At 45.2% G+C, this 19,580-nt stretch carries 21 protein-coding genes; 16 read left to right on the top strand and 5 right to left on the bottom strand.

From position 1 onward, the window contains the following. The first annotated feature begins 141 nt into the window (after window positions 1-141). From ACPW7J_RS10810 to ACPW7J_RS10770, 9 genes are all read left to right on the top strand, one after another. Window positions 142-1,512 carry a hypothetical protein gene (locus ACPW7J_RS10810; protein ID WP_425755238.1) on the top strand — a complete coding sequence of 457 codons (1,371 nt, stop codon included), beginning with the start codon at window positions 142-144 and terminating at the stop codon, window positions 1,510-1,512. 17 nt (window positions 1,513-1,529) lie between these two features. Next, the gene (locus ACPW7J_RS10805; protein WP_425755237.1) at window positions 1,530-2,213 is read left to right on the top strand and encodes an aspartate/glutamate racemase family protein; all 684 of its coding nucleotides are present in this window, start codon (window positions 1,530-1,532) and stop codon (window positions 2,211-2,213) included. An 18-nt stretch (window positions 2,214-2,231) separates the two neighbouring features. Beyond that, window positions 2,232-3,437, top strand: coding sequence for an MFS transporter (locus tag ACPW7J_RS10800; RefSeq protein WP_425755236.1), 1,206 nt, complete (start codon window positions 2,232-2,234; stop codon window positions 3,435-3,437). After that, window positions 3,416-3,628, top strand: a complete 213-nt coding sequence (locus tag ACPW7J_RS10795; protein ID WP_425755235.1) for a hypothetical protein — start codon at window positions 3,416-3,418, stop codon at window positions 3,626-3,628. The genes ACPW7J_RS10800 and ACPW7J_RS10795 overlap by 22 nt, the downstream gene beginning before the upstream one ends. A 12-nt stretch (window positions 3,629-3,640) precedes the next feature. Next, window positions 3,641-4,483 carry an amidohydrolase family protein gene (locus ACPW7J_RS10790; protein WP_425755234.1) on the top strand — a complete coding sequence of 281 codons (843 nt, stop codon included), beginning with the start codon at window positions 3,641-3,643 and terminating at the stop codon, window positions 4,481-4,483. A gap of 50 nt (window positions 4,484-4,533) precedes the next feature. Continuing rightward, complete coding sequence (locus tag ACPW7J_RS10785) at window positions 4,534-5,379, top strand: amidohydrolase family protein (RefSeq protein WP_425755233.1); 846 nt, start codon at window positions 4,534-4,536, stop codon at window positions 5,377-5,379. Window positions 5,380-5,400: 21 nt separating this feature from the next. Next, window positions 5,401-5,775: a RidA family protein gene (locus ACPW7J_RS10780; protein ID WP_425755232.1), complete on the top strand. Its 375-nt coding sequence runs from the start codon at window positions 5,401-5,403 to the stop codon at window positions 5,773-5,775. Window positions 5,776-6,019: 244 nt separating this feature from the next. Then, window positions 6,020-6,271: a hypothetical protein gene (locus tag ACPW7J_RS10775; protein WP_425755231.1), complete on the top strand. Its 252-nt coding sequence runs from the start codon at window positions 6,020-6,022 to the stop codon at window positions 6,269-6,271. Then, window positions 6,268-7,434: an ATP-binding protein gene (locus tag ACPW7J_RS10770; RefSeq protein WP_425755230.1), complete on the top strand. Its 1,167-nt coding sequence runs from the start codon at window positions 6,268-6,270 to the stop codon at window positions 7,432-7,434. Before ACPW7J_RS10775 ends, ACPW7J_RS10770 begins: the two co-directional genes overlap by 4 nt. A gap of 236 nt (window positions 7,435-7,670) precedes the next feature. On the opposite strand, the gene ACPW7J_RS10765 is transcribed toward ACPW7J_RS10770, so the two are convergent. Both ACPW7J_RS10765 and ACPW7J_RS10760 read right to left on the bottom strand, forming a co-directional pair. Then, window positions 7,671-8,840, bottom strand: coding sequence for an anti sigma factor C-terminal domain-containing protein (locus ACPW7J_RS10765; RefSeq protein WP_161875220.1), 1,170 nt, complete (start codon window positions 8,838-8,840; stop codon window positions 7,671-7,673). Then, entirely contained in the window at window positions 8,837-9,322 is a 486-nt protein-coding gene (locus ACPW7J_RS10760) for an RNA polymerase sigma factor (RefSeq protein ID WP_161875219.1), read from the bottom strand. Before ACPW7J_RS10760 ends, ACPW7J_RS10765 begins: the two co-directional genes overlap by 4 nt. An 89-nt stretch (window positions 9,323-9,411) precedes the next feature. On the opposite strand from ACPW7J_RS10760, the gene ACPW7J_RS10755 reads away from it, so the two are divergent. The 3 genes from ACPW7J_RS10755 to ACPW7J_RS10745 all read left to right on the top strand — a co-directional run bounded on the left by ACPW7J_RS10755 (window position 9,412) and on the right by ACPW7J_RS10745 (window position 10,563). Beyond that, window positions 9,412-9,678: a hypothetical protein gene (locus ACPW7J_RS10755; protein WP_425755229.1), complete on the top strand. Its 267-nt coding sequence runs from the start codon at window positions 9,412-9,414 to the stop codon at window positions 9,676-9,678. 80 nt (window positions 9,679-9,758) lie between these two features. Then, complete coding sequence (locus tag ACPW7J_RS10750) at window positions 9,759-9,956, top strand: hypothetical protein (RefSeq protein ID WP_425755228.1); 198 nt, start codon at window positions 9,759-9,761, stop codon at window positions 9,954-9,956. A 46-nt stretch (window positions 9,957-10,002) separates the two neighbouring features. After that, window positions 10,003-10,563 (top strand): YdeI/OmpD-associated family protein, encoded by a 561-nt coding sequence (locus ACPW7J_RS10745; RefSeq protein WP_425755227.1) that lies wholly within the window; start codon window positions 10,003-10,005, stop codon window positions 10,561-10,563. A 24-nt stretch (window positions 10,564-10,587) separates the two neighbouring features. Here ACPW7J_RS10745 and ACPW7J_RS10740 read toward each other — a convergent pair whose 3' ends face one another. From ACPW7J_RS10740 to ACPW7J_RS10730, 3 genes are all read right to left on the bottom strand, one after another. Beyond that, on the bottom strand, window positions 10,588-10,863 hold the full coding sequence (locus ACPW7J_RS10740; RefSeq protein ID WP_161875213.1) for a helix-turn-helix domain-containing protein: 276 nt from the start codon (window positions 10,861-10,863) through the stop codon (window positions 10,588-10,590). Continuing rightward, window positions 10,847-11,227, bottom strand: coding sequence for a type II toxin-antitoxin system RelE/ParE family toxin (locus ACPW7J_RS10735; RefSeq protein WP_425755226.1), 381 nt, complete (start codon window positions 11,225-11,227; stop codon window positions 10,847-10,849). The genes ACPW7J_RS10740 and ACPW7J_RS10735 overlap by 17 nt, the downstream gene beginning before the upstream one ends. 220 nt (window positions 11,228-11,447) lie before the next feature. Further along, window positions 11,448-12,059, bottom strand: coding sequence for a LysE/ArgO family amino acid transporter (locus ACPW7J_RS10730; protein ID WP_425755225.1), 612 nt, complete (start codon window positions 12,057-12,059; stop codon window positions 11,448-11,450). 373 nt (window positions 12,060-12,432) lie between these two features. Here ACPW7J_RS10730 and ACPW7J_RS10725 point away from each other — a divergent pair, with 373 nt between their 5' ends. From ACPW7J_RS10725 to pfkA, 4 genes are read left to right on the top strand one after another with little or no spacing between them, the layout of a single operon-like run. Then, a complete protein-coding gene (locus ACPW7J_RS10725; protein ID WP_425755224.1) occupies window positions 12,433-13,902 on the top strand; it encodes a PLP-dependent aminotransferase family protein in 1,470 nt (489 codons plus the stop codon). A 12-nt stretch (window positions 13,903-13,914) separates the two neighbouring features. Next, window positions 13,915-14,943 (top strand): virulence RhuM family protein, encoded by a 1,029-nt coding sequence (locus ACPW7J_RS10720; RefSeq protein ID WP_161875210.1) that lies wholly within the window; start codon window positions 13,915-13,917, stop codon window positions 14,941-14,943. 4 nt (window positions 14,944-14,947) lie between these two features. Continuing rightward, window positions 14,948-18,571, top strand: coding sequence for a DNA polymerase III subunit alpha (locus ACPW7J_RS10715; protein ID WP_425755223.1), 3,624 nt, complete (start codon window positions 14,948-14,950; stop codon window positions 18,569-18,571). Window positions 18,572-18,611: 40 nt separating this feature from the next. Then, the gene (pfkA, locus tag ACPW7J_RS10710; protein WP_161875208.1) at window positions 18,612-19,574 is read left to right on the top strand and encodes a 6-phosphofructokinase; all 963 of its coding nucleotides are present in this window, start codon (window positions 18,612-18,614) and stop codon (window positions 19,572-19,574) included. Window positions 19,575-19,580 lie beyond the last annotated feature (6 nt).

Below are 19,580 nucleotides of genomic sequence, written 5' to 3'. Positions count from 1 at the left end.
GTCGGAATTTACAAATAGCAAGAGAAAACGTAAAATAAACGTATACGGAGCTCCTTTCTGTAGAATGATACAGAAAAATAAATTAGTGATAGTGATACTGCATCCGTTATCTTGGGCGAGGTGCAGAGAAAGGAATGCCAGATGGATTTGAGTTATACACGCAAAAACATATGGAATGTGGCTTCTGCAGATAAGAAGCGGCAGATCAGAGAGACGGCAGAAGCATTTAAGTCCTTTAACGATGCGTCAAAGACGGAGCGGCTTTGTGTCAAAGAGCTGGTACGACGTGCAGAGGAAAAGGGATTTCGGAATCTATTACATATGCAGGATGTAAAACCTGGCGATCGAGTGTATTATAACGACAACGGAAAGCTGCTTTATCTTGCGGTAGCAGGGTGCAAAGCGCTGACAGAAGGCGCGGCGCTGGTTGTATCTCATACAGACAGTCCCAGACTGGATCTAAAAATTATGCCGCTGTACGAAGAAGGTGGTTTCGCTTATCTGAAAACCAGTCTTTATGGTTCTGCTAAGCTGGAAAAGTGGACCAGTACGCCCCTTGCCATGTTCGGAACCGTCATGCGGATAGATGGCAGTATGGTTGAAATTGCGGAAGGACAAGACGAAGAAGACAGCGTACTGTTTATCACAGACGCTTCTCTTCACTACTCGCAGGAGCAAAACGAGAGAAAGCAGGGTGCAGCTTACGATCAGGAGAGAATGAATCTCTTTGCAGCTTCTCGTGCAGAGAGTGCGGAAGAGACGGTGAAACACACGGTATTAAGGTATCTGTATGAAAAGTATGGCGTTACAGAAGAAGACTTGATTGGGGCAGATCTGGAAATTGTGCCGGCAGGGAGAACCAGAGACGCAGGGTTTGACCGAAGCGCGCTTTGCGGTTATGGCTTTGATGATAAAGCCGCTGTATTTGCGGCGATGGAAGGGATCTTTTCCTGCGTAGAGCCGAAGCGCACGGCGATCGCTGTTTTCTGTGATAAAGAGGAAATCGGATTTTGTGGACGGTCGGGATCGCAGTCGAGAGTGACCGATTATTTTCTTCGCCTTCTGGCGGAAAAAAGCGGATGCGCAGGAGACGGCATTGTACTGAATCAGATTCAGCTGAATAGCAGTCTGCTTTCTTTGGAAGCAGTTTGCGGTTTTGATCCCAATTATCCGGAAAGCCATGAGAAGTATAACGGATCACTTCTGGGACACGGTCTGCAGCTGATGAAATATGCTAGCAGGTATGGGAAAATACGAACCAGTGAAGCCAGTGCAGAATTTTTCAGTATTATAAAAAAATTGTTCAACGACCATGGCGTCGTTTGGCAGCCCTTTGCAGGCAAAGAGAATTTTGGTGGATTCAGTACAGTTGCGGTGGATTTTGCAAATATGGGGATGGAAACCCTGGATGCGGCGATTTGTGTGCTGGGCGCCCATTCGACCTATGAATTTATGCTGAAAAGCGACTTGCATGAAGCATGCATTGCCTGCAGCGTATATTTGAATGCATAATAAGAAGGAGGACTGCAATGAAAACAGTGGGAATTGTTGGCGGAACAACCTGGTATTCCACATTGGATCTTTATCGGTATATCAATGAACTTGTGCAGAAAGAACAGGGAGATTCCAGTTGCGCGAAGATGGCGTTGATCAATGTCAATCTGCAGGATATTCTGAATGAGCCAATCTTTCAAAAGAAGGGGCATATTGTGGCCGAGGCGGCAAAGGCTGCAGAGCGCGCCGGTGCGGATTTTGTAACTATTTGCAGCAACGGGCTGCACGCTTTTGCGCCTTATGTAGAGCAGGAACTGCATGTGCCGCTTTTACATATCGTAGACAGCATGGCAGATTATTTATCGGCGCAGGGAATTTCAAAAGTCGGTCTGATGGGTGTCAAGGAAACGACGGAAATGGGATTTTACCCTGAGCGGATGCGGGAAAAAGGCATTGAAGTGTTGATTCCAGAGCAGGAAGACCGGGATTTTATGGATCATGTAATCTTTGATGAAGTTGCGAAGGGGAGAATAGAACAGGCTTCCTGCAGAGAGTTTTATGCCATTGCAGAAAGACTGATGCAGCGCGGCGCAGCCGGCGTTATCATGGGGTGCACGGAAATTGGAGAACTGATGCATCAGGAGGAAACAGAAATTCCTCTGTACGACTCGACAATGGTACATGCGAAGGCGATTGTCAAAGCGTGTATCAGTAAATAAAAAGGAAAGGAACCAATCATGGAAACGAAAGAAACGATGGGAAGACATCTTCCTTTGAAAGTAAAATTAACCTATAGCTCCTCTAACATAGCGAAAAGTATCTTTGGAAATGTAACTGCTATGTATATGGTGTATTTTTACACAGAGGTCTGCGGTCTCAACGGCGTAATTATTGCCTCTATTATTCTGGCTTCTAAAATCTGGGATATCATCAATGACCCGATGATGGGTGCCATTGTAGACAGCACCGTGTCAAAAGAAGGAAAGTGCAGGTTTTATCTGAAATATTTTTCTGTCCCGGCGGGTATTATTCTGGCGCTGAATTTCTTTATGCCAGATGCGTCTATGACGGTGAAGTATGTATGGGTGACACTGACTTATGTACTCGCTTCGATGGGATCGACGTCTCTTTTGATTCCGCTGAATGCATTGATCGGAAGGCTGACGGATCATCCTGTGGAACGTGCCCATCTGAACCAGTTCAGCGGTATTTTTTCGGTACTGACGGGCCTCTTTGTACAGGGGTACACCATGCGGCTTGTATCCTTTGCTGGTGACGGCGACTTTGCCAAGGGATTTTTGTATGTAGGAATTTTCTATGGCGCGCTGTATGCGATTTTCCATTTAGTTGCTTTTTTCGGAACAAAGGGCTATGAGCCTTGTGAAGAACGGTTGCCTGCCGATGGCAGTAAAACAGAAAAACAGTCTCTGAAAGCTGTCATGACGGCGCTCTTAAAGAATAAGTACTGGCTTTTGTGCATCGTCATTAATTTTGCCTGCAATTTGGCGATGGCAGTGGAAAGCGGCGTTGCGGTATTTTACTATCAATATAATCATGGCGACATGGGACTTTTGTCAATGTGGGCGTCTATGGCGATGCTTCCGGCAGCGGCGGCTTATGTCGTGATGGGTATTTTGGTGAAGAAACTGGGAAACTCCGGGACTTCCATCTTCGGCGCGGCGTGTGCTGTTTTAGGCTATGGTCTCAGGTTTTTGCTGCAGGATGGTTCTTTGCCGGTCATGGTAATCGGATGGGTTCTGGCAGGCTTTGGAACAGGGCTGATTTCGTCCACGATTATCTTGAATATTTTTGACGCTAAGGTATACGGCGAGTGGAAAACCGGCGTAAAAAATGACGCAATTCTGATGTCGGGTTTTTCGGTCTCCTATAAAATCGGAATGGCGCTGGGGGGGCGCCAATTGTGTCAGCGCTTTTGGAATTAGTTTCTTATGTACCACAGGCAGAAAGCCAGTCGAACAGTGTACTTTCTATGTTTATGTACTGTAATACTCTGTTTCCGGCATTGTTCTGTGTACTTTCACTAGCGCTGGGTTTTGTGATCAGAAAGAATGAAAAAAGAGTACCGGAGATGAAAGCGGAACTTGCACAGAGAGAAACAAGAACAGAGGCGTAAGGAGAAACGAGGATGTATGATTTGGTGATTTACGGTGGCATGATTGTGGATGGAACGGGGCAAAAGCAGTTTGCCGCTGATATAGCCATTCAGGGCGGCAGAATTATGGAGATCGGAGAGCCGAGCAGTCTGGAAGGGCAGTCTTACCTGCAGGCAGACGGACAATTTGTCTGCCCTGGTTTTATCGATATGCACTCTCACGCAGATTTAACGGTGTTCCTGTATCCGGATTGCGAAAGTCTGATTGGACAAGGCGTCACCACGGTTTTTTGCGGACATTGCGGCATGGGCATGGCGCCCTTTGACCGGTACTTTATGCCGATGTACCTGGATCGCTATGGGGAGGAGGCGGAGATGCCTCTTTCAACACTGACCTGCTTTCCGGGACAGTATCCGCCTGTGGATACTGAAACGATGAAAAAAGGAACGAAAAAGCACTTTGGTCTGGAGATTTCATGGAAAACTTTTGCGGAATATCGCGACTACTTAAGAGAGCAGGGCACAGGGATCAATATGCTGATGCTGTTAGGACACTCGAATGTTCGTCAGTCTGTTATGGGACTTGATACAGCTCGAAAAGCGACGGAACAGGAAGTTGCTGAAATGGAGCAGATGGTAAAGGAGGCAATGGAAGCGGGGGCTTTTGGGTTGTCTTTTGGCTTCGATTATGCACCTGGTTGGGATGCCAGTGAAGAGGAACTTCTGCGGCTGGCTGCATGTTTGAAACCCTACGATGGGATTCTGACGGCTCATGTACAGATGGGCGGACGAAGAAGAGGAGAACAGCACGCCGATCATCGCGTGATCGCGAGCTTTTGGAAATTGGAAGAAAGACTGGTGTACGGGTACATGTGAGCCATATTATGAGCGGATATAATCTTGCGGAAGGGAAGACTTTGCACGAAATGGAACAGAAAACAGCAGCGGAAGTTGAAGCGTATAAAGCGCAGGGCGTGCGCGCCAGCTGGGATGTGTTAGTTCCTGATTTGTACGCACTCTATTACTTCAGTCAGCTGAGTAAAGTGCTGCAATATTATGTGAAATCCTGCGGCGGTCTTTCTTCTTTTCAAGAGAAGCTGAAAAGTGAAGGATACAGAAGTTGGCTTGCAGAAAAGGTGCGGCGCGCAGAGAATATCGTCTATCCGAGATGGAATGATCAGAGTATTATCAGCAGATGCACCCGTACGGCGTGGATTGGAAAAAGCATCAGGCAGGTCAGTGAAAGCTTAGGAATGGATTCGGTTTCCGGATTGATTCAAATTTTGCAGGAAGACATCGATACTTGCTATGTTCAGGGCTTAGCACCTGGTCTTGCTGGCGTGGGTGAAGGTTTCTTTGATCTGCCGCAGGCGTGTATCGGAACAGATAATGGAGCATTTCCCTATGATTTTGAGGGAGATGCGCCGGATCTGCCGCAGGATCATGGGACGCCGACTGCCTTTTGCGGTATTACAGAGTATATCGTAAAAAGACAGGAACAAGGAAGACCTTTGGAAGAAATCGTTCGGCAGCTGACAGGGAACGCCGCAGAAGTGTTGGGTCTTACAGATCGAGGTTATATCAGAAAGGGATATAGGGCAGATCTTGTAATTGCTGATCTTAAAAATCTTTCTGCAAATAAGGATATGATTGATCCTAGAAGCAAACCTGCGGGCATTCATGCTGTGCTGGTGAACGGTAGAATTGCCATGAGGGATGGCGTGCATACCCATCAGCGGAGCGGTGAAGTTGTCGACTACAGGAAACGTTAGAATAGAAGATGGAGGATTCACATGAAAGAAATCATTGTCACAGAAAAGGCGCCGGCTGCGATCGGACCATATGCACAGGCGGTGAAAACGGATTCCCTGATTTTTATCTCTGGACAATTGGGAATTGACCCGGCGACAGGAAATCTTGCAGGGAACATGGAAGCGCAATGCGAACAAGCACTGGCAAATCTGCAAACTGTTTTAGACGCAGCGGGAAGCAGTTTAAAGAACGTGGTAAAAACGACTTGCTTTCTGCAGAATATGGATGATTTTGCGATATTCAACCAGGTCTATGAATCATATTTTACAGAAGCATTTCCTGCACGCTCTGCCTTTGAAGTTGCCAAACTTCCAAAGAGCGGACTTGTAGAAATAGAAGCGATTGCAGTTTATTAAACGTAGAAAGTAGTATAAAATTGGCAGCACAAAGATGGAGGAATCGTATGTCCTGGATTTGTGCTGTTCTTTTATTTTTGCTGTGATGCAGATTCTCAGAATCCTTGAAAAAGGCTTATATATGTGTTATAATTCTTGTTAAGAAAAACGAGCATATTATCTGGAATTACTAAGAATTTGGAAAACGAATGATGTAGTTGTTGGGCTATCAAATTTATTTTTCTGAAAGGAAAAGGGCTATTTTATGAGTGAAGAAACTAGATTGATTATGGAGAAATTAGAAAAACTGGATGCAAAGATTACCAGTATACAGCTTACCCTTGAGAACGAAACCAACAGAAATATACAAATTATTGCGGAGGGGCATCTTGACTTAAACAGAAGATTAAATGATGCCTTAAAGGCAGATAGCGAGAAGGAAATGCTGTTACTCCGCGTTAACAGATTAGAAAACGAATTGAGGCTGGTAAAAGAACGAATAGAAGGTATTGCGTGAAAAAAACAGAAGAAAATTTATCGTCCATTATTGAAGAACTGATAGAATCACGCCGTGAAGATGAATGGTGGGATTTTAAGAGAGAACACCATCACGATAAAGCAAGGCTCGTCCATGATATAACCTGTATGGCAAATTCCAAGGCGAATCGGGACGCGTATATTATTTTTGGTGTAGAGGATGAGACATTCAATATTATCGGTGTAGAGCATGATGAAAAGAGGCGAAATCAACAAGGTATTGTGGATATTTTACGAAGTGTTCGTTATGCCGGAAGTGTTCGACCTCGCATTGAATTAAGGACGATTATTTTAGAAGAACATAAGGTTGATGTTCTTATTATAAAAAATACATATGATGTCCCATATTATTTGGAAAAGCCCTATCAGGATTCTGACGTCAAGGGGGAAAATGGATACAAGAACGGAAAAACTGTGAGACCGTTTCATATTTACACGAGAGTCGTTGATAACAATACGGAAATTGATAAAAATGCCGATCTTAATGATGTAGAATACTTATGGCGAAAACGATTTGGAATTGATCTTTCTCCGAAAGAAAGGCTGATGCGCCTGCTGGATGATACTGACAAGTGGGTTTTTGATTGGGCAAATAAGGAATATGCCTATCATATTGATTTTCCAGAGTATCAAATCGTTCGGTCAGGAGAAATGCAGCGAGAATGTCATCCGTCAGCAGCATTCTACATGAATCCGGAAATGTACACTGCACCATTAAATATTATGTATCATAATACAATTCTCCACGAAACACAGTTATGGAGCTTTGATGAGTTTAGAAAATATCTTCCTAAAGCCAGCAACTGTGCTGTAGCGGGTCATAGATATGGTTGGTATTCATTCTATTTGTTAGATTCCATAGAAGGAAAACTATTGCGGATTTTTACATGTGGGAATTTGGATATGACCAGTCGTGAACCTGATTATCATCAGCTTCTCCTTTTTCAGGAAGCACAGGAAAAGGAGGCGTTTGATCAGTATCTCGCAGAACATTTTGATGATTACTCTGATGATAATATTCTAAGGCAGTACCAGGATCAGATTGAAAAGGATCAGATTAGTAATAGTGGCGGTCTGCTGTATTCTGCTTTTCATGTCGCGAAATGTGCGAAACTGTATGAGGATTGGAAGAAAACGATATAATAAATGAATTGATACAGAAAAATGGCTATTTGAGAGCATTGATTGAGACAAAAAGTTGAATATTTTAAAAAGGAAAGCCGATTTAATTGTTGAATTTTCAATAATTAAATCGGTTTTCGCTTTAGAGGTTTTCAGGGTCAGCTCATAGTCTTCGCAATGCTGTCAGTTTTGAGTTCCCATTCAATCGTTTAAAGATCGATTGCTGTTCGAAAATCTGCCAGATTTCGTTTTGCAGATTAAATCAGTTCCTCTGCGCTGATTCGAAATACCTGATCTGCTTTTTTAATGTATTCCGCCTGCTTTTTATTAACCATGGTGACGAAACCATAGATTCTGAGACCATTTTTTTCGACGTAGTCAGCGGCATCATTGAATTCCTTTGGATAGATTTTCATCATTTCGCAGAAATCTTCTCTGGATGCAAGATAACGAAGCTGACTGGTAAAATGAGACAGCATGGTGTTTTCTTTGTCAACGTCTTCATCTGTATCAAAGAACAGGTTCGGATAAGTTTCTCTATCCCATGACATACTTGTGCCGTACATGAAATCGTAATAAAAGCCCAGATTTTGCGGATAGCTGTAGTCCCGAGTACACGGCGCGCACCAGAGAACCCCAGGAATCCCTTCTTTCTCTGTCCAGGCGATGAAGTCTTCATAAGGCATCTGCTGATTGAGCGTGACAAAGACCAGATATGTGTCGGCAGGATTCATAGACGCATCGCCGTAATCCGATGAGTCTAGAAAATCGGATAAAGGCTGATCGGTGATGTAGGAATTTCTTTTTTCTGAGAGGATATCATACCAAGCGAAGATATTGCCTGGGGGCCTGCGCAGTACATTGTTGTTATAAAGGGTCAGACGTCCTTTTTCGATTTTTCCGGAGACATCGGAGAACTTTCTGTTATAGGAAACACTTTGGGAGATATTGATATCGTAGTTGCCGTAACCCCGGTCGGTTACATTAACGCCATCTCGGTAATAGCCGGGCAGCATCAAGCTGGAGTAGACCGCCATATCCAGTTCAATCTGTTTGGTAGTTCGGTATTCACCTTCGTCGATGATTTTTCCGGGATCGTAATAAAACGATGAGACGATCTGCGGCAGCGCGAACTGCACAAAGAGAATCATAATCAGCGCCAGTACCAGCACAGTGACAGCAAGCTTTTGGAAGGCTTTTCGGATGGAACGGTTGATGGTCTTTGCAAAGTCTGCCGAATCTGCAGGCGTCGTATCCTGCATTCCCTGCGAAAAATCCTCCGGTAGGCTGATATCAAAAACATCTTCGTCTTCTAAAAGGTAGTCGGTAATGGCTTCCTGCCGCTCAATATCAGTGCGGACTTTTTCCGCCTCCTGCTGCGCCAATTCACCTTTTTTATATAATTCGAGTAATTCGCGGTATTTCATTTTTCTTCCTCCATATAATTTCTAAGCTCTTTTCGCGCGCGTACAGCAGCCATACGCACAGCCTGCGGGCTCATTTGCAGGATCGCGCCGATTTCCTTGTGAGACAGCTGTCCGAAGTATTGCAGGACTAAAATTTCTCTCGCCCTCTCGGAAAGCCGCTGCAGGTTTTGATAAAGGGTTTTGTACTGCTCCTGCTGCAAAAGGGTTTCCAGCGGATCTATGCCGTGCTCCGGTGCGGCGTTTTTCTGCACATGTTCATAATTCTTCGCTTTTTTTAAGACATTATAGGTCAGATTTCTTGCTACCAGATAAAGCCAGGCGCGCATATTGGTGTGACCGTCGGGCAAGGCTAAAATCGCTTTGAGAAAGGTCTCCTGCAGCAGATCTTCCGCCAAAGCCTTGTCCTTGCAAATGGAATAGATATATAGGTAGAGTTCTCTGGCATACTTCTGATAAAGCTGTTCCAGCACGTTACTGTCCATCGGTTCCCGTGCACCTCCTTTCGGCAGTGTTTTGTTCTCTTTACATATATAACAATTGTATCGTGAAAATGCAACAGGAAATTTTGGATATGCAGTTGATGGGCGACTACAGGGAAAATCCTATTGTGATTTTCGCGATTTTCACGTATACTATAAGTAAAAGAGTAATTGTAGAGGAAATATTGATGGATCGTTATGAACCGATGTTTACAGTAACAGAAGATCTTACGAATTTAGTCATTAAAATAGGCGAATTGGTTGGAAAAATTCCCACTGCATACGGGTTAGCAAGAAACACGGAACAGCGTTCTATGCCAGCGGCAAGTTCAGCGTATTTTAAAAAGGCTAAAAACTGAGGGTAGGATCGTTCGTAGCGGCGCCAAAAAAATGAAAGTTGGGTCGTACGTTGATATCGTAATAAAAATTAGAAAGGGGAATGATGATGAGAACAGTAGAATTTATCGCAGATCATATCGGCATGGTGTTTGGCATATTGCTGGTGATTCTTTTGTTGATTGCTTCGGTCAGGTCGGTGATTAAATACTGGAAAGGTCAAAAAGTTTCAATCCCACCAGTCGGCATTGCAAAGGATTTGCCGGGCAGCGTCACAGGCATCAATAAATATAAAGAGTAGGATTGTGCGCAGATGATTTTAAATCGTGTCAAAGGAGGATTACAGCATGGGTGATATCTTGCAGTTTGCGGATCGAGAAGCATTCAGAGCCTGGCTTTACGAGCATTGCGCCTTAAAAGAGGGTGTGTGGCTTTTGTTTGGCAAAGCCGGCGGACCGAAGACACTGAAAGCGCAGGAGGCGCTGGAAGAAGCCCTTTGCTTTGGCTGGATCGACGGTCAGATGCAAAGCATTGATGAGAAAACATATAAGAAATATTTCTCCATGCGCAGGGAAAAGAGCAAATGGTCAGAAAAAAATAAGGCGCTGACCAAAAGCCTGGAAGAACGAGGGCTTATGACTGATTTTGGCAGAAAGAAGATAGAGGAAGCCAAGAAAAACGGGATGTGGGACACATCGAAAGCGGCAGCAATTACAGAGGAACAAATTGCGCAGGTTTCTGCACTGCTGCAGGGATATGAACCAGCACACACCAATTTTGAAGCTATGTCCTTGTCAGTTCGGAAAACTTATGCCCGCGCGTATTTTGACGCAAAGACAGACACCGGACGGGAAAAACGCATTGCCTGGATGGTGGATAGGCTGAACCAAAATTTAAAACCGATGTGATGAGAAAAGTGTGATAGCTGTTATTTATTTTGTTGCAGATACGGTTAAAGTTAAGCCGAGCGGACGTAATATTTTTAACAGTGTATTTAAGTTTGGTGTTGTTTTTAATGATTCAATGCGCGCAACTGAAGATTGAGGAATTCCGCATAGAGCAGCAAGTTCTCTCTGGGTCATGCCAAGTGTAGTTCTTTGCTTGATTATCGTGCTGATAATTGCAGCCAGATTTTCTGTATCTTCAATGTCAGTCGATTTAGGATTCTGTGATTGTACATAGTCTTTATAGTCATTCCAAGTTTTCATGTAATTCTAATTCCTTTCTATGCAAATATATGTTTCGTTCCCGTTTTGCCTGTTCTATTTCCCGTCGTGGCGTTTTTTGTATTTTCTTTCGAAACGAGTGCAGAAGAACGAAAGTATCGTTGTGGTGAAAAAAGTATAAAATTCGATTCATACCGGGACGCAATTCCCAAATGCCATCTTCAATGTGTTTTGTGATTGTGTTGGGAAGATAAGTGCCATTGTTTTGCAGAAGTTGTATATAGAGCAGCATTTGTTTATATTGGATACGGTAATCTTTGTTATTTTGGTGTGTACGAAATGCTTCAAGCTGATTCCAGAGTGGAGATATGCCTTTCTCATCTTCGTAAAATATGACCTGATACATAGTATTATGCCTCAATCTCTGGTAATGATATGATAGTATTTTTGCTATCAAATCGCAATAGAAAGTGCTTTTCAGTATCATATCATAAGCGACGAGTAAATTTAATATATAAATATAAAAAAATGAAAATAATAGAATTAAAATCCTGGTGAGAGGCAGCAGAATGCACACAAAAAGGCAGCCTTGTGCTGCCTCATTAGGTTATCTTATTAAACGCCAATTACAGAATCATCTGCACAAAATTGATGAACAGCTTTGCGCCGTAGAATACGATGACCGCGCCGCAAACGATGTTGATGATGCGCAGTATCTTGTCGTTGAATTTTGCGCTGAACAGAGATAGGATCGTTGATATTCCAAAGAACCACACGAACGAGGAAAGATTAACCCCGAGGATGAATTCGACGACGTGTTCTTTGGGAAGGGTGGTGCGAAACGCGCCTAAAAGCATGGTACCGTCGATGAGCGCCTGGGGATTAAACCAGGTTACCACGCAGGATGTGGAAATGACTTTTAGAATTGGCACATCGACTTTGGTCGAGGTGTCCATTTTGTCTTTGGCGCGGAGCAGACCGATGCCGATCCACATGACGATTAAGCTGCCGACGCACAGAACAATCATCTGCAGCCAGGTAAAGGCGCTCATCACCGCGCCGATACCGAAAAAGCAGGCAAGAGCCAGGGTCACGTCAAAAAATGTAACGATAAGAGCCGTCAGATAGACGCGGCTCTTTTTTTGTGTCAGAGCCGTATTAATCACGAAGAGATTTTGCAGTCCGATGGGCGCTACATAAGCCAGCCCGATGGTGAAGCCTTGTAAAAAAAGCGGCATAAATGAAGTCCTCCTATTTTTTTCTACTATGGGTAACCGCGAAAAGTTTTCTGGTGCGGTCGGTATTGACAAATTTCTTTTATTTACGGATTTTTGTCAATAAATCAAGGGTAGGCACCGATTGAGCAACCGATATCCGATACCTATCTTGACAAAATTGACAAAAATCATGGAATCTGTCAATGTTGTCAAGGTTTTGGGTCAAAAACATTGACAGTATTGACAAAAAAACAGGAATCTGTCAATGTTGTCAAGGTTTTGCTTGTAAAAAGCTTTCGCAAGTTTGACTTGGTTTTTCTGGCAAAAACTATCGCAAGCCTTTGTAAGGTATGGTACAATAGTATCATGAAATATGTCAGCTGTCACCCACCAAGTGAAAGGATTTAGAACCAACCAAATGATTGCGGTAGACTGGAAACCGAATAAGCAGGATAAGACGCCGATTTACAGACAGATCGTTAAATATATCAGTGAAAAAATAGCGGCAGGAGACTGGCCTATCGGCAGTCGTCTGCCCAGCCAAAGAGATATGGCGCAGACCTTTGGCGTCAACAGGAGTACAGTGGTCAGTGCAATGGAAGAACTCATTTCTTACGGCATTTTAGAAAGTGATTTCGGCGGTGGCACCAGGGTTGCCAGCAACACTTGGTCCATTCGTATGAGTCAGCCCCCTGACTGGAACAAGCATATCAGCAACGGGCATTTTCGGGCAAACCTCTCTACGATTCAGACCATTAACAAAAAAGAATTCGAACCAGGCTACATTCGCATTGGTACGGGAGAGCTTGCACCGGAGCTATATCCGGGAAAGCTGGTTAGCCGGATTTTTGGAAGAATGCCGGAGAAGATTCCAAACCTGGGCTATCTGGGACCGTTGGGACTTCCCGAACTTGGACAGGCGCTGTCAGCATGGTTAAAAGAACGGCAGGGCATTGAGGCGAAGCCTTCTAACATTATGGTGGCAAGCGGATCGCTGCAGGGATTGCAGTTGATTTCTGTCTGTATGTTAAAAAAAGGAAGCCGCGTCTATACGGAAGCGCCATCCTATGTGAAATCTCTGCAGATTTTCCAGTCGGCAGGGATGCGGCTTTCGGGCGTACCGCTGGATGACGAAGGAATTACGTATTGGAATATGAAGGAAGCTGACAGCGACAGCCTGCTTTACACCATTCCCAGCTTTCACAATCCAACCGGTACGGTGATGAGCGAGGTACGCCGCAGGGAGGTTATGCAGTTTTGCCAGGGGTTGCGTATGCCGATTCTGGAGGACGATGCCTATGGACAGCTCTGGTTTGACGAAAACCCGCCAAAGTCTCTGAAAGCAAGAGATAAAACCGGATCGGTTATTTATATGGGAACCATTTCAAAGACCATGGCACCGGGGCTTCGTATCGGCTGGGTAGTCGGTCCGGAGGCGGTGGTGTATCGCCTGGGTGATGTGAAAATGCAGACCGACTACGGCGCCAGTTCTGTGTCTCAGTGGATGATGACGGAACTTCTGACCAGTGGCGATTATGATATTTATCTGGAAACACTGCGCCGGGAGTTAAAGGCGCGCAGAGACAATGCGCTGACAGCGCTTTCCCAGTATTTTAAAGGAATTGCCACGTGGAACAAGCCGTCAGGAGGCTTTTACATCTGGCTCAGGCTGCACTGCAAAGTGTCTATGGACAAGGTCTTTGCTGATGCTTTGAAAGCAGGTATTCTGCTGAATCCCGGCAACATGTATGACTATGGAGAAAATCATGCCATTCGCCTGTCCTACGCTTACGCGGATCCGGAAGATTTGCGCAGGGCATTAAAAATTTTGGCGGATATCATAGAAAAACATCAGAAGAGGTAGAGGAGATTTTTGATGACGGAAAAAACGATACAAATTCGCAACAGTACCATAGATTTTCTGGTTTTTACAAAAGACGCCGGAGAGGATTCTATTGAGGTGCGTGTGCAGGACGGAACTGTGTGGCTGACACAGAAAGCCATCGCAAGGCTTTTTGACGTTGACCGCAGTGTAGTGACCAAGCACTTGAAAACGATTTTTGAAAGCGGAGAACTGGAGGAAGATTCAGTTTGTGCAATTTTTGCACAAACTGCAGATGATGGAAAAACCTATCAATACAAGCATTACGCATTGCCTGGAATTATTGCGGTTGGATACCGTACCAATTCTCAGCGCGCAACCCAATTTCGCAGCTGGGCAACGAAGGTGCTGGATACTTTTGCAAGACAGGGTTATGTACTTGATAAAGACAGGTTGAAGAATGGGCAAATCTTTGATGAGGAATATTTTGACCATTTGATTTCAGAAATACAGGAAATCAGAGCCAGTGAGCGGAGATTTTACCAAAAGATAACGGATATATATGCAACAGCAGTAGATTATGCGGTGGATAGTCAGATTACACGAGATTTTTTTGCGACAGTGCAGAATAAAATGCATTATGCCGTCCATGGCAATACTGCAGCCGAAGTGATTGTTGCAAGAGCGGATCACAGAAAAGAAAATATGGGGCTTACATCATGGAAGAACGCACCCCATGGGAAAATTGTCAAAACAGATGTATCCATTGCTAAAAACTATCTTTCTCAGCCGGAGATGGAGGAACTCAATGAGATTGTAACGATGTATCTGGATTACGCGACAAGGCAGGCGCGCCGGCATATCCCTATGACAATGGCGGATTGGGCAAGTAAGCTTGATGCATTTTTAAAATTTAATGATGCGGAGATATTAGAAAATAAAGGAAAGGTTACAGCAGAGATTGCGAAAGCTTTCGCAGAAAGTGAATTCGAGAGATATCGAGTACTTCAGGACAGGTCTTACGAAAGTGATTTTGACCGGCTTCTGAAGGAAAGTACGCTAACATATACAGCAAAGAGGTAATAACATGGCTTTTACACATTTACACGTTCATACGGAATACAGCCTGCTGGACGGCGCGGCGCGCATTACCGACGTGGTGGCGCGGGCAAAGGAGCTTGGGATGGACTCTCTGGCCATTACCGATCACGGCGTCATGTTCGGCGTCATTGATTTTTACAAAGAGTGCAAGAAGCAGGGCATCAAGCCGGTCATCGGCTGCGAGGTTTACACGGCGGCGAGAACCATGCACGACAAGGACGCTGATAAGGACAAGTACCAGGGGCATTTGGTGCTCCTTGCAAAGAATAATGACGGCTACAAGAACCTGATCAAAATCGTATCCAAGGGTTTCACGGAAGGCTACTACTATAAGCCGAGAATCGATAAAGATGTATTGCGCGCCCATAGTGAGGGTATTATCGCGCTTTCTGCCTGTCTTGCAGGCAAGGTGCAGAGCTGTCTTTTAAATCGGGACTATGAGGGTGCGAAGGCAGAAGCGCAGGCAATGGATGAGATTTTCGGTCACGGAAATTTTTATTTGGAACTGCAGGATCAGGGACTTGACGAAGAAGCCATGATCAACCCGCAGCTTGTGAAGCTGTCCAAAGAACTGGAGATTCCGCTGGTCGCCACCAACGACGTACACTATGTAAAACAAGAGGACGCGGAGGCACACGACGTGCTCCTTGCCATTCAGACAGCGACTACCATCGACGACGAAAAGCGCATGCGCTTTCCCAACGATCAATTTTATCTGAAAAGCGAAGACGAGATGCGGAAAATCTTCGCTTACGCGCCGGAAGCCATCGAAAACACCCACAAGATTGCCATGGAATGTGATGTGGAGTTTGTGTTTGGCGATTACCATCTGCCGGAGTTTATTCCGCCTGCAGGAAAGACCAATCAGCAGTATCTGCGGGAACTTTGTCAGCAAGGACTTGTTGACCGTTATGATGAGATCACGCAGCAGCTGCAGGAGCGCCTTGATTACGAACTTGGCGTTATCGAGAATATGGGCTATGTGGAATATTTTCTCATCGTTTGGGATTTCATCGACTTTGCCAAGCGAAACGGCATCATGGTGGGACCGGGCAGAGGATCAGCCGCGGGCAGTTTGGTGGCGTATACCCTTAGAATTACAGACCTGGATCCGATTCGGTACAGCTTAATTTTTGAGCGTTTCCTCAATCCGGAGCGTGTCAGCATGCCGGATATCGATATCGACTTCTGTATCGAGCGCAGAGGCGAAGTCATCGACTACGTCATCAAAAAATACGGCAAAGAGAACGTTTCCCAGATCATCACTTTCGGTACGATGAAGGCAAAGGCGGCGATCCGAGATGTGGGTAGAGCGCTGAATCTCAGCTATGCGGAGGCGGACCGGGTTGCCAAGGCGATTCCTTTTGATCTGAAAATGACCATCGACAAGGCGCTTTCCATGAATCCGGAGTTAAAAACTATGTATGAAAGCGACGCCCGTATTGCCAAGGTAATCGACATGTCACGTGCCATCGAGGGGATGCCCAGACACGCGTCGACCCACGCGGCAGGAGTTGTAATTTCCAAGTTGCCGCTGGATGAATATGTGCCGTTATATATGTCTGACAAAGGCGTTGCCACCCAGTTCAACATGACCACCATCGAGGAACTTGGGCTTCTGAAGATGGACTTTCTGGGACTTCGGAACCTGACGGTTATCAGGGACGCCCTGGAGCTGATCGAAAAAAATTACGGCGTAACGATCGATTTTGCCAAGATGGGCTACGATGATAAAGCCGTTTACGATATGATCGCCGGCGGAAACACCTTAGGCGTATTCCAGCTGGAAAGCGGCGGCATGACCCAGTTTATGAAAAATCTGAAACCGAGCTGTTTTGAAGATGTAGTAGCGGGCATTGCCCTTTATCGTCCGGGTCCGATGGATTCCATTCCGAGGTACATTGAAAACAAGAAAAATCCAGACAAAATCAAGTATGTGACGCCGGAACTGGCGCCGATTCTGGACGTATCCTACGGCTGTCTTGTATACCAGGAACAGGTTATGCAGATTGTAAGAGATCTGGCGGGGTATAGTTTCGGGCGTTCTGACATCGTGCGCCGCGCCATGAGCAAAAAGAAAAAAGACGTCATGCTGCAGGAAAAGGAATACTTTATTCACGGCAAGCTGGACGATGCCGGCAATGTGGAAATTCCGGGCTGCATCCGAAACGGCATCAGCGAAGCGGCGGCGGAGTCCATCTTTGCGGATATGGAAACTTTTGCCCAGTATGCCTTTAACAAATCTCACGCGGCGGTGTATGCGGTGGTCGCTTATGAGACAGGCTATTTGAAGAAGTATTATCCGGTGGAATTTATGGCGGCGCTGATGACCAGCGTCATGGGAGACGCCAAATCCATCGCTAAATATATTAGAAACTGTAAGGAGATGGGCATTGAAGTGCTGCCGCCGTCTATTCACGACAGTCAAAAGAAGTTTTCTGTGGTGGACGGAAAAATTCGTTTCGGTCTTCTGGGCGTTAAAAACGTAGGCGAGGGCGCCATCGAGGCTATCATCAAGGCAAGAGAGGAAAAGGGCAGGCCGCAGGATATTTTCCAGTTTATCAACAACGTGGAAATCAGCGAAGTCAACAAAAAGGCAGTGGAAAGCCTGATTAAGGCGGGCGCACTTGATTGCTTGAATCAGAACCGGGCGGCACATCTTGCCGTCTATGAGGGACTAGTTGAATCGGCGCAGACTACGGCGAAACGTAATTTAGCTGGACAGATTTCTCTTTTTGCAATCAGCAGCCAGGAAATGAACAGCGGGGATACGACGGGGAGATTACCCGATGTGCATAACTTTGAAAAAGATATGCTTTTGACCATGGAGAAAGAAATGCTGGGCGTGTATATTACAGATCATCCTCTCAATGAGTATGCAGACCGCATCAATCAATTATCTACAGTGACAAGCGAACAGTTGGCGGCTTCTGTTGAAGCGGAAGCTGCGGACAGTGAAATTTCGGATGGCATGACGGTAACCATGGCCGGAATGATTACAGGTAAGAAAAATTTGGTAACGAAAAATAACAAGATGATGGCTTTTGTTGATTTGGAGGATTTGTATGGTGACGTAGAGGTTGTCGTATTTCCAAATGTTTATGAACGGTATGGAAGCGCTGTCACAGAAGATAAAGTAGTGGCTGTTAAAGGAAAATTGAATTTTAAAGAGGATGAAATGCCAAAATTGCTTGCTGACGCTGTGGTGGATATTAACGATGTAGAAGGACTTCTTTCTATGGATCGTGAGCAGGCGTCATACCGCGGAGGTCAAGTAAAACGCGGAGATGATAATGGTCAGCGGTCATCTGAAAATGCTGTTGGCGGAGAAAAAAGAGAGTACAGAAATTATCGTAGCTTTAATGGGCCTGATCCAGTCAAGGTCAGAATTCCGGCTGATGGGGATGAAAAGCAGTTACTTGCGCGGCTGCAGCAGATTTTTAGTGATTATCGTGGAGATACACCGGTATTGATTTACCTCCAGAATGGTAAAATCGTTAAAACAGGACAAAATGGAGGCGTTTATCCTGTAATAGAGTTTTTTGATACTGTTGCGGAGGTTGTTGGAAGACCAAATATAAAAGGACGACCTGTATCGGGCCGCAGGTAATTCTAAAGTTCAGGAGACCATGAGGAAAGGGTGATAATGTATGAAAAAAATCGGAGTATTGACCAGTGGCGGGGATTCCCCGGGTATGAATGCTGCAATTAGAGCCGTGGTTCGCTGCGGTATTGAAGCGGACATGGAGGTTTATGGAATTCATAGAGGTTATGAGGGACTGCTGGACGGAGAGATTCATCAGCTGAGCCGAAGCTCTGTAGGAGATATCCTGCATAGAGGAGGTACAATGCTGAAGACTGCGAGAAGCGATAGATTCCGTACAGAAGAAGGACAGCGCCATGCTGTAAATATGCTGGACACCTTCGGTATTGAAGGATTGGTTGTTATTGGCGGAGACGGTTCACTGCGAGGAGGTTGTGATCTTGATCACAAGGGGATTAAGGTTATGGGATTACCGGGAACGATAGATAATGATTTAGGATACACTGATTATACAATTGGGTTTGATACAGCGGTGACCACGGTTTTGGATGCTGTAACAAAGGTTCGTGATACTTCTTCTTCCCATGAAAGAACAACCGTGATTGAGGTAATGGGGAGACATTGCGGAGATATCGCTCTGCATGCGGGACTGGCCGGCGGTGCGGAAGCTGTACTGATCCCGGAAATTGAGATAAATCTCAATGAATTGTGCAGGAAAATTGTTGTTGGCGCTAACCGTGGTAAACAACATAGCATCATTATTAAAGCGGAAGGCGTCAGCGTTTCTTCTCAGGAATTGGTGCAGACTATTGAAGAACGTACGGGCAGAGAGACCAGACTGGTGGTGCTGTCCTATCTTCAAAGAGGCGGAAGTCCTACTTATAGAGACAGAATGTTGGCTACATTGACCGGAGCTAAGGCTGTAGAGCTTCTGAAGGAGGATTCAAGCAGCAAGGCAATCGGCGCTGTGAACGGAGAAATTGTTGCCTATGATTTACAAGCAGCATTGAAGCAAAAACGGGAGATCGACAGGGAGATGTATGATCTGATCGGTGTGTTGAGCAAATAGAATGGA

Origin of the sequence: Ihubacter sp. rT4E-8 (genome assembly GCF_049852125.1) — a bacterium.
GTDB lineage: Bacteria > Bacillota > Clostridia > Peptostreptococcales > Anaerovoracaceae > Senimuribacter.
Note: the sequence above shows the minus strand (reverse complement) of the source record. Positions and strands in the feature narration are given on the sequence as shown.

What these genes read in the sequence shown, in the direction of transcription:
- ACPW7J_RS10755 (WP_425755229.1), top strand. Translation starts at nt 9,412, where the DNA reads ATGCAGTTGATGGGCGACTACAGGGAAAATCCTATTGTGATTTTCGCG.
- ACPW7J_RS10720 (WP_161875210.1), top strand. Translation starts at nt 13,915, where the DNA reads ATGACGGAAAAAACGATACAAATTCGCAACAGTACCATAGATTTTCTG.
- ACPW7J_RS10800 (WP_425755236.1), top strand. Translation starts at nt 2,232, where the DNA reads ATGGAAACGAAAGAAACGATGGGAAGACATCTTCCTTTGAAAGTAAAA.
- ACPW7J_RS10750 (WP_425755228.1), top strand. Translation starts at nt 9,759, where the DNA reads ATGATGATGAGAACAGTAGAATTTATCGCAGATCATATCGGCATGGTG.
- ACPW7J_RS10715 (WP_425755223.1), top strand. Translation starts at nt 14,948, where the DNA reads ATGGCTTTTACACATTTACACGTTCATACGGAATACAGCCTGCTGGAC.
- ACPW7J_RS10805 (WP_425755237.1), top strand. Translation starts at nt 1,530, where the DNA reads ATGAAAACAGTGGGAATTGTTGGCGGAACAACCTGGTATTCCACATTG.
- ACPW7J_RS10735 (WP_425755226.1), bottom strand. Translation starts at nt 11,227, where the DNA reads ATGTATCAGGTCATATTTTACGAAGATGAGAAAGGCATATCTCCACTC.
- ACPW7J_RS10775 (WP_425755231.1), top strand. Translation starts at nt 6,020, where the DNA reads ATGAGTGAAGAAACTAGATTGATTATGGAGAAATTAGAAAAACTGGAT.
- ACPW7J_RS10810 (WP_425755238.1), top strand. Translation starts at nt 142, where the DNA reads ATGGATTTGAGTTATACACGCAAAAACATATGGAATGTGGCTTCTGCA.
- ACPW7J_RS10760 (WP_161875219.1), bottom strand. Translation starts at nt 9,322, where the DNA reads ATGGACAGTAACGTGCTGGAACAGCTTTATCAGAAGTATGCCAGAGAA.
- ACPW7J_RS10730 (WP_425755225.1), bottom strand. Translation starts at nt 12,059, where the DNA reads ATGCCGCTTTTTTTACAAGGCTTCACCATCGGGCTGGCTTATGTAGCG.
- ACPW7J_RS10740 (WP_161875213.1), bottom strand. Translation starts at nt 10,863, where the DNA reads ATGAAAACTTGGAATGACTATAAAGACTATGTACAATCACAGAATCCT.
- ACPW7J_RS10765 (WP_161875220.1), bottom strand. Translation starts at nt 8,840, where the DNA reads ATGAAATACCGCGAATTACTCGAATTATATAAAAAAGGTGAATTGGCG.
- ACPW7J_RS10745 (WP_425755227.1), top strand. Translation starts at nt 10,003, where the DNA reads ATGGGTGATATCTTGCAGTTTGCGGATCGAGAAGCATTCAGAGCCTGG.
- ACPW7J_RS10785 (WP_425755233.1), top strand. Translation starts at nt 4,534, where the DNA reads ATGGAACAGAAAACAGCAGCGGAAGTTGAAGCGTATAAAGCGCAGGGC.
- ACPW7J_RS10790 (WP_425755234.1), top strand. Translation starts at nt 3,641, where the DNA reads ATGTATGATTTGGTGATTTACGGTGGCATGATTGTGGATGGAACGGGG.
- ACPW7J_RS10780 (WP_425755232.1), top strand. Translation starts at nt 5,401, where the DNA reads ATGAAAGAAATCATTGTCACAGAAAAGGCGCCGGCTGCGATCGGACCA.
- pfkA (WP_161875208.1), top strand. Translation starts at nt 18,612, where the DNA reads ATGAAAAAAATCGGAGTATTGACCAGTGGCGGGGATTCCCCGGGTATG.